The 6,036-nt window shown below is 65.9% G+C and carries 13 protein-coding genes and 1 pseudogene; all 14 read right to left on the bottom strand.

From position 1 onward, the window contains the following. Position 1: 1 nt before the first annotated feature. Complete coding sequence (gene rplX, locus VKF82_01965; protein HME80820.1) at positions 2 to 331, bottom strand: 50S ribosomal protein L24; 330 nt, start codon at positions 329 to 331, stop codon at positions 2 to 4. A gap of 4 nt (positions 332 to 335) precedes the next feature. Beyond that, the gene (gene rplN, locus VKF82_01970) at positions 336 to 704 is read right to left on the bottom strand and encodes a 50S ribosomal protein L14 (protein ID HME80821.1); all 369 of its coding nucleotides are present in this window, start codon (positions 702 to 704) and stop codon (positions 336 to 338) included. Next, the gene (gene rpsQ, locus VKF82_01975) at positions 701 to 973 is read right to left on the bottom strand and encodes a 30S ribosomal protein S17 (GenBank protein ID HME80822.1); all 273 of its coding nucleotides are present in this window, start codon (positions 971 to 973) and stop codon (positions 701 to 703) included. Before rpsQ ends, rplN begins: the two co-directional genes overlap by 4 nt. A gap of 16 nt (positions 974 to 989) precedes the next feature. Beyond that, complete coding sequence (gene rpmC, locus VKF82_01980) at positions 990 to 1,193, bottom strand: 50S ribosomal protein L29 (GenBank protein HME80823.1); 204 nt, start codon at positions 1,191 to 1,193, stop codon at positions 990 to 992. Further along, positions 1,183 to 1,614 carry a 50S ribosomal protein L16 gene (gene rplP, locus VKF82_01985; GenBank protein HME80824.1) on the bottom strand — a complete coding sequence of 144 codons (432 nt, stop codon included), beginning with the start codon at positions 1,612 to 1,614 and terminating at the stop codon, positions 1,183 to 1,185. Before rplP ends, rpmC begins: the two co-directional genes overlap by 11 nt. A 243-nt stretch (positions 1,615 to 1,857) precedes the next feature. Continuing rightward, positions 1,858 to 2,481 (bottom strand): annotated as a pseudogene (gene rpsC, locus VKF82_01990) (30S ribosomal protein S3). Position 2,482: 1 nt separating this feature from the next. Continuing rightward, positions 2,483 to 2,824, bottom strand: coding sequence for a 50S ribosomal protein L22 (rplV, locus tag VKF82_01995; GenBank protein ID HME80825.1), 342 nt, complete (start codon positions 2,822 to 2,824; stop codon positions 2,483 to 2,485). A 2-nt stretch (positions 2,825 to 2,826) separates the two neighbouring features. Beyond that, a complete protein-coding gene (gene rpsS / locus VKF82_02000; protein HME80826.1) occupies positions 2,827 to 3,120 on the bottom strand; it encodes a 30S ribosomal protein S19 in 294 nt (97 codons plus the stop codon). Further along, positions 3,117 to 3,944, bottom strand: a complete 828-nt coding sequence (rplB, locus tag VKF82_02005) for a 50S ribosomal protein L2 (GenBank protein ID HME80827.1) — start codon at positions 3,942 to 3,944, stop codon at positions 3,117 to 3,119. The genes rpsS and rplB overlap by 4 nt, the downstream gene beginning before the upstream one ends. Before the next feature lie 9 nt (positions 3,945 to 3,953). After that, complete coding sequence (rplW, locus tag VKF82_02010; GenBank protein HME80828.1) at positions 3,954 to 4,259, bottom strand: 50S ribosomal protein L23; 306 nt, start codon at positions 4,257 to 4,259, stop codon at positions 3,954 to 3,956. Position 4,260: 1 nt separating this feature from the next. Continuing rightward, positions 4,261 to 4,911 carry a 50S ribosomal protein L4 gene (gene rplD / locus VKF82_02015; GenBank protein HME80829.1) on the bottom strand — a complete coding sequence of 217 codons (651 nt, stop codon included), beginning with the start codon at positions 4,909 to 4,911 and terminating at the stop codon, positions 4,261 to 4,263. Then, positions 4,908 to 5,537, bottom strand: a complete 630-nt coding sequence (gene rplC / locus VKF82_02020; protein HME80830.1) for a 50S ribosomal protein L3 — start codon at positions 5,535 to 5,537, stop codon at positions 4,908 to 4,910. Before rplC ends, rplD begins: the two co-directional genes overlap by 4 nt. A 5-nt stretch (positions 5,538 to 5,542) precedes the next feature. Next, complete coding sequence (gene rpsJ, locus VKF82_02025) at positions 5,543 to 5,851, bottom strand: 30S ribosomal protein S10 (protein HME80831.1); 309 nt, start codon at positions 5,849 to 5,851, stop codon at positions 5,543 to 5,545. A gap of 1 nt (position 5,852) precedes the next feature. Next, a partial coding sequence (gene tuf, locus VKF82_02030) for an elongation factor Tu (GenBank protein HME80832.1) occupies positions 5,853 to 6,036 on the bottom strand: 184 nt, incomplete at its 5' end.

Consider the following 6,036-nt stretch of genomic DNA (forward strand, 5'->3'; position numbering starts at 1 on the left):
GTTATGCCTTCACCGGTCTGTCGGCGGGTTCGTGGCAGCGCCGGCAGATGCGCTCTTTGCCCTCGCCCTTGACGATGCGCGCGAGCTTGCCGGGCTTGTTGCACTTGGGGCATACGTACATCAGCCGGCCCACCGGCATCGGCAGCTCCTTCTCGAGGATGCCCGCCTTGGCCGTCGCCGTCGCCTTCGAATGGCGCTTGACCACGTTGACGCCTTCCACTTCGGCGACACCGTCGTGGCGGCGCACCAGCTTGATCTTGCCGCGCTTGCCTTTGTACTTGCCCGACAGCACCATCACGGTGTCGCCGGCGGCCAATCTGGTCTGCTTCATGCTCTTAAAGCACCTCCGGCGCGAGCGAGACGATCTTCATGAAGTCGCGATCGCGCAGTTCGCGCGCGACGGGGCCGAAGATGCGCGTGCCGCGCGGGTTGTTCTGTTCGTTGATCAGCACGGCAGCGTTTTCGTCGAAGCGGATGAACGAGCCGTCGGGCCGGCGCATCTTCTTCTTCTGGCGCACGATGACGGCCGATACGACGTTGCCTTTCTTCACGGCCGCGCCGGGAATGGCGCTCTTGACCGTGGCCACGACGACGTCGCCCACGTAGGCGTAGGGATGGCGTGAGCCGCCCTTGACGTGGAACACCATCAGCTCGCGCGCGCCGGAGTTATCGGCCACTTTGAGCCGCGTCTGGGACTGGATCACTTCGCCTTCTCCACGATCTCGACCAGCCGCCAGCGCTTGCGCGCGGAAAGCGGGCGTGTTTCGACGATGCGCACGAGGTCGCCGACTTTGGCGTCGTTGTTCTCATCGTGCGCCATGTAGCGCGTGGAACGCAGCGTGATCTTGCCGTAGTGCCGATCCGCCCGGTTCACTTCGGTGCGCACGACGATGCTCTTGTGCATCTTGTCGGACACCACGCGCCCGATGCGCATCTTGCGGACGCTGCGCGCCGCGGTCTGATTCTCGGTCATCGTCTCTTCCATATGTCTAGCCCGCCAGGCGCCGCTGCGCCAGCAGGGTGTACAGTTGCGCGATATCGCGCCGCAGCTTGCTCACCGTGGCGTGATCCTGCAGGTGCCCGGTGACCAGCTGGAAGCGCAGGTTGAACATCTCTTCTTTGGTGGCCGTGAGTTTTTCCTCAAGCTCGCGCGTGGTCAGCTCGCGCAGCGCGCGCAATTCGTTAGACTTCAACGGACTCACCAACCCCTTCGCGCCGGACGAGCTTCGTGGCGATCGACAGCTTCGAAGCGGCAAGTTTGAGCGCTTCCTTGGCGACCGCCGGCTCCACGCCGGCCAATTCGAACAAGATGCGGCCCGGGCGCACGACCGCGACCCAGCCCTCGGGCGCGCCCTTGCCGGAACCTTGGCGCGTCTCGGCGGGCTTCTTGGTATATGATTTGTCGGGGAACACGGTGATCCACACCTTGCCGCCGCGCTTCATGTGGCGCGTCAGCGCGATACGAGCGGCTTCGATCTGCCGGCTGCTCACCCACGCCGGCTCGAGCGCCTGCAGCCCGTACTCGCCGAAGTGCAGCGTGTTGCCCGACATGGCGCGGCCCTTCATGCGGCCGCGCTGCATCTTGCGGTACTTGACGCGTTTTGGCATCAACATGTGCTACGTGCCCTCCGGAGCAGGCGCGGCGGCAGCGGCGGGCGATTCGCCGACGGCAGCCTCGGTCGTGACAGGCGCGCTCTCGACCGGCGCCACGCTCGGCTGCGCGCTCGCGTCGGCGGACACGCCGACCGCAGCCTCAGTCGTCACGGGCGCGGTAATCTCCGCTTGCTCCGTCTTCGGACGGCGCGGGCGCCGCTCGCGCGGCCGCAGGTCCTGCGACTCTTGCTTGGGCCGCCCGTCGGGCAGCACTTCGCCCATGTAGATCCACACCTTGACGCCGATGCGGCCGTAGGTGGTGTACGCCTCGACCTGCGCGTAGTCGATGTTGGCGCGCAGCGTGTGCAGCGGCACCTTGCCCTCGAAGTTGCGCTCGACGCGCGCGATCTCGGCGCCGCCCAAGCGGCCGCCGCACTGCACTTTGATGCCGCGCGCGCCCGCTTTCATCGTGCGTTGGATGGCCTGGCGCATGGCGCGCCGGAACGCGATCCGCTTCTCGAGCTGATCGATGATGTTGTTGGCGACAAGCTTCGCGTCGAGCTCCGGATACTTGATCTCGATGACGTTGACATTGACCGGCTTGCCGACAACGCGCTCGAGCTTCTTGCGCAGGTCCTCGATGCCGGCGCCGCGCTTGCCGATGATGATACCCGGCTTGGCCGTGTTGATGACCACCCGCACCTGGTTGGCGCGCCGCTCGATGATCACGCGCGACACGCCGGCCGAACGCGACAAGGCGTCGATGACCTCGCGGATGCGCAAGTCTTCGTGCAGCCTATCTTTGTATTGCTTGCCCTCGAACCACAGCGAGTCCCATGTCCGGACGATGCCGAGGCGGAAGCCGATGGGATTGACCTTCTGGCCCATGCTAGGCGTCCTCTCCGTCCGACACGGTGATGGTCACGTGTGACATCCTTCTCCTCTTGAGGCCTGCCGAGCCGCGAGCCCGCGCCTCGACGCGTTTGAACATCGGGCCGCCGTCGACCGTCGCGCGTGCGATGACCAGGTCGCCCGGCTTCATGCCGTGGTTGTTCTCCGCATTGGCCGCCGCCGAACGCAGCAGCTTGTGGATCGCCTTGCTCGCCTCGAGCGTCGAGAACGACAGCTCGACGAGCGCGCGGTCCACGCGCTTGCCGCGGATGACGTCGACCACGCGGCGCGCCTTGCGCGCCGGGATCTTCAGGAACTTGACCGTTGCGTGCGCTTGCATGGCTACTTGACCACCGCCGTCGCTTCGGCTTTGGCGGCGCCTTGGCCGTGGCCGCGGAAGATGCGCGTCGGGGCGAACTCGCCGAGCTTGTGGCCCACCATGTTCTCCTGCACGTATACCGGCACGTGCTTGCGCCCGTCGTGCACCGCGATCGTGTGGCCGACCATGGCCGGCACGATCGTCGAGGCGCGCGACCATGTCTTGATGACCTTCTTCTCGCGCGTCGAGTTCATGCGCTCGACCTTGGCGAGCAGATGGTCGGCGATGAACGGTCCCTTGCTGGTAGAACGGCTCATTTTTTGCTCCGGCGCTTGACGATGAACTTGGTGGTGCGCTTGGTGCGGCGCGTCTTTTTGCCCATGGTCATGACGCCCCACGGCGTCGTCGGCGGACGGCCTGCGGTCGAGCGGGCCTCGCCGCCGCCGTGCGGGTGGTCGACCGGATTCATGGCGATGCCGCGCACCTGCGGCCGGCGTCCGAGCCAGCGCGTGCGGCCCGCCTTGCCGATCACCTGGTTCTCATGCTCGAGATTGCCGAGCTGTCCGACGGTCGCGCGGCACACGACGGCGATCATGCGCACTTCGCCCGACGGCATGCGCACCTGCGCATAGTCGCCTTCTTTTGCCATGAGCTGCGCGGCGCCGCCGGCGCTGCGCACGAGTTTGCCGCCGCCGCCGGGCGTCAGCTCGATGTTATGGATGACCGTGCCCAGCGGGATGTTCGTCAGGGGCAACGCGTTGCCGGTCTTGATGTCCGCTTCGGGACCCGAGACCACGACGTCGTTGACCGCCAATCCCAAGGGCGCGAGGATGTAGCGCTTCTCGCCGTCGCGGTAATGCAGCAGCGCGATGCGCGCCGAGCGGTTGGGGTCGTATTCGATCGCCGCGACCTTGGCCGGCACGCCGTCCTTGCGCCGCGCGAAATCGATCCGACGGTACATCTGCTTGTGGCCGCCGCCGCGATGGCGCACGGTGATGTGCCCGTTGAAATTGCGCCCCGCGTGCTTCTTCTGCGACTCGATGAGCGAATTCTCGGGTTTGCTCTTGGTGACGTCGTCGAACGCCGTGATCGTCATGAAGCGGCGTCCGGGTGACGTCGGCCTGAATTTCTTTATCGCCATTATACGACCTTACGATTCAAAGTAGTTCACCCCGCCGAGCTCGATTTTGTCGCCCTCTTTGAGCGTCACGATCGCCTTCTTCCAGGCGCCGTGGGTCTGCACGGGCTTGCGGGTCGGACGGCGCATGTTGCGCCCCGTCTTGGCCGGCACGTTGGTCGTGTTGACGCGCAGCACCGTGACTTTGAACAGGCGCTGGACCGCGTCTTTGATGCTGTGCTTGGACGCGCGCGTGTCGACTTCGAACGCGTATTGGGAACGTGCGGTCGCCGCCACGGACTTCTCCGTGACCAGCGGACGCTTCACGACGCGGCGCATCTCAGGCACTGCACACCTCCGCCAGCGATTCGTACGCGTTCTTGGTGAAGATGACGCGGTCGTGCGCGAGCAGCGCGTGCGCGCTCACGCCGGCGACGGGGGCGATCGTCAGGCCGCGCAGGTTTGCGCCGGCGAGGGCGATCGCTCTTGCGTGCTCATCCTTCTCGCGATCGACGATGAACAGCACTTTGCCTTTGCGGTCGGATGAATTCGACTGCTCCAGGAACGCCACGAACTCTTTGGTCTTGGCCGGTTTGAAGCCGGCTGCGTCGACGATGCTGATCGAGCCGTCCGCCGCCTTGGCGGCAACGGCCATGCCCAGCGCCGCGCGCCGCGCGCGCCGGTTCATCGCGATGTTGTACGAGCGCGGATGCGGACCGAACACCACGCCGCCTTTGCGCCATAGCGGGGAGCGGATACTGCCCGCGCGCGCGCGGCCGGTGCCCTTCTGGCGCCACGGCTTCTTGCCGCCGCCACGCACGTCGTCGCGCCGCTTCGTGTCGGCCGTTCCGGCGCGTCGATTGGCGAGATGGCGCGTGACCGCGAAGTGCAGCACCGCCACTTTGGGCTCACGCGAAAACGCCGCCGGCACGTCGACCTTGCCGACCGCTTTGCCGGTGGTGTCCAAGAGCGGGAGATTCGTGTTGCTCATTTGGCCTTCGCTTTCACGGACGGCCGGACGAGCACGATCGTGTTGCGCCCGCCGGGGACCGCGCCGCTCACCAGCAACAGGTTGCGCTCGGCATCCGCGCTGACGACCTCGAGATTGAGCGAAGTGACGCGCTCGACACCCAGATGCCCTGGACGGTGGCTGCCTTTGACGGTCTTGGCCGCGTTGGTGTCGCCGTTGGACGCCGGCTGGCGATGGATCATCGAGCCGTGGCTCGCGCCGCCGCCCGATCCGTTCCAACGTTTGATGATGCCGGCGTAACCGCGCCCTTTGCTCGTGCCGATCACGTCGACCTTATCGCCTGCCGCGAACGCCTCGACGGTGACGGTGTCGCCCGCTTTGGCATCGCCCAAGTCGTCGCGGAACTCGCGCAGCACCGCTTTGGGCGCGGTGTTGAGCTTCTCGAAGCGGCCGCGCTGCGGCTTGGTCAGCTGCTTGTGCTTGGCATCTTCGAAGCCAAGCACAACCGCGTCGTAGCCGTCTTTGTCAAGCGCTTTGCGTTCGATCACAGAGCATGGGCCGGCGGCGATCACGGTGACGGGCACGTAACGTCCGTCTTCCGTGAACACGTTGGTCATGCCGAGCTTGCGACCGATGATGTTCTTCATTGTCGTCAGGCCTTCAGTTCGATGTCCACGCCTGCGGGCAGGTCGAGGTGCATCAGGGCATCCATGGTCTTGGCGGATGCCTGGAGGATGTCGATCAGCCGTTTGTGCGTGCGGATCTCGAAGTGCTCGCGGCTCTTCTTGTCCACGTGCGGCGAGCGCAGCACGCACCAGCGGTTGATCTCGGTCGGCAGCGGCACCGGGCCGCTGATGAACGCACCGGTGCGCTTGGCCGTCTCCACGATGCGCTCGGCCGACTGGTCGAGTATCTTGTGGTCGTACGCGCGCAGGCGGATGCGGATCTTCTGGCGTGCCATGCTACTCGATCACCTTGGTGACGACGCCGGCGCCGACCGTGCGCCCGCCCTCGCGGATCGCAAAGCGCAAGCCCTCTTCAGCCGCGATCGGCGTGATCAGCTCCACCGTCATCTTCACGTTGTCCCCGGGCATCACCATCTCCACGCCATCGGGCAGGGTGATCGAACCCGTCACGTCGGTCGTG

This window comes from Candidatus Eremiobacteraceae bacterium, from assembly GCA_035314825.1.
Lineage (GTDB): Bacteria > Vulcanimicrobiota > Vulcanimicrobiia > Eremiobacterales > Eremiobacteraceae > JAFAHD01.